The organism is Salipiger sp. PrR003 (assembly GCF_010500785.1).
GTDB classification, from domain to species: Bacteria; Pseudomonadota; Alphaproteobacteria; order Rhodobacterales; family Rhodobacteraceae; genus Salipiger; species Salipiger pacificus_A.
Window position 1 is genome coordinate 1 of the sequence record NZ_JAAGOV010000014.1, and the last position, 1,414, is coordinate 1,414.

A 1,414-nucleotide genomic window follows, 5' to 3' on the forward strand; every position below is an offset into this window, starting at 1 on the left:
GCCCGGCCGGAAGCGGTCACACGCCGCTGCGTCTCATCCTGATTGACGCGGAATCTCATCCTGTTTGTCGCGCCGCACAAGTCTGTATCTGCCCAGGAGATGCGCGCCCTGCTCAGCGCCCGCAAGTCGGTCCAGAAAGCAGCACTCGACATCGAGCAGTCCTTACGCGGCGTGCTGCGTAATTTCGGTATGAAGCTCGGTCCCGTCGGCAAGGGCAAAGGGCGCTATGAGGCACGGGTCCGCGAACTTGTCGCGGGGAATGCTGCGCTGGAGACAGCCGCATCGGCCATCCTCGACGCCCGGGCGATGCTGCGCGACAAGTTGTCGGCGCTGGACTGCAGGGTGATCGAGCTTGCCCGGCAGGACGAAGCCTGTCGGCTGATGATGACGATGCCGGGCATCGGCGCCGTGATCGCTCTGACGGTGCGGTCGGCGATCGACGACCCGGCACGGTTCAGATCGTCACGGGACGTCGGACCATGGGTCGGCCTCACACCTCGGCGCGAGCAGTCCGGCGAGCGCGATGTCACCGGGCGGATCACCAAGGCAGGAGATGTCGCCCTGCGAACGGCGCTCTTCAACGCTGCCACCGTGATGATGCATAATGCGAGGCCCTGCTGGCTCAAGGCATGGGGCATGCAGGTTGCCAGGCGCCGCGGTTCGAAGCGCGCCACGGTCGCCGTGGCACGACGGATCGGTGTCGTGCTTCACCGCATGTGGCTGGACGGCACTGAGTTCCGCTTGCAGCGCGATACGGTGACGTTGGCCTCCTGAGACGACCATCGACACGTAAAGAAGGAGAAGATCAACTCCTGGCAGGGTCTGCCCTCGCCACGACGAAGTCCCTACCGGGACGCGGTTTCCGGCGACGCCGGACATGTGCCTGCCACCGGACGTTCCGTCCGAGCGCGCTTTCAAGATGGGTGCCCGGAAACCGATCTCACCGACATCAAGTAGGCGGCCAATGTGCTGACCACGGACGGAAGCATGACACCGGTACGGGAGCTGGGAGTGGAATTGATGGCGCTGCTGAGGGAACATACTACCCAGCGGAACGCGAGGCGCGGGTTGCGCTCCGATATCTGGGGTCTACGGGCCACCCGCGCCTCGCGTTCCGCTGCCAGCCCGGCAAATGCGGCAACGTTCCTATGCAGATTACGTATTGACGACCAAGGCCCCAAGACGGAAGGCTCATGTATCGCCGCGCCACTGCCCATTCATCGTTGGTTTCGAGCATCAGAGCGCCGACGAGGCGAATGATGGCGGCGTCGTTCGGGAAGATCCCGATGACATCCGCACGTCGCTTTACCTCTCGGTTCACCCGCTCCAGCGGGTTGGTCGAAGAGATCTGGGTCCAGTGCTCTCGAGGGAACGACATGTAGGCCAACACATCGTCGCGGGAGTTGTCCATCAG

At 63.9% G+C, this 1,414-nt stretch carries 2 protein-coding genes; one reads left to right on the plus strand and one right to left on the minus strand.

The features are described 5' to 3' along the window. The first annotated feature begins 42 nt into the window (after window positions 1-42). Entirely contained in the window at window positions 43-774 is a 732-nt protein-coding gene (locus tag G0D83_RS01090; RefSeq protein WP_370457121.1) for an IS110 family transposase, read from the plus strand. A 268-nt stretch (window positions 775-1,042) separates the two neighbouring features. Here G0D83_RS01090 and G0D83_RS01095 read toward each other — a convergent pair. Beyond that, window positions 1,043-1,414: transposase (locus G0D83_RS01095; RefSeq protein ID WP_203595558.1), on the minus strand; the 372-nt coding region annotated here is incomplete at its 5' end.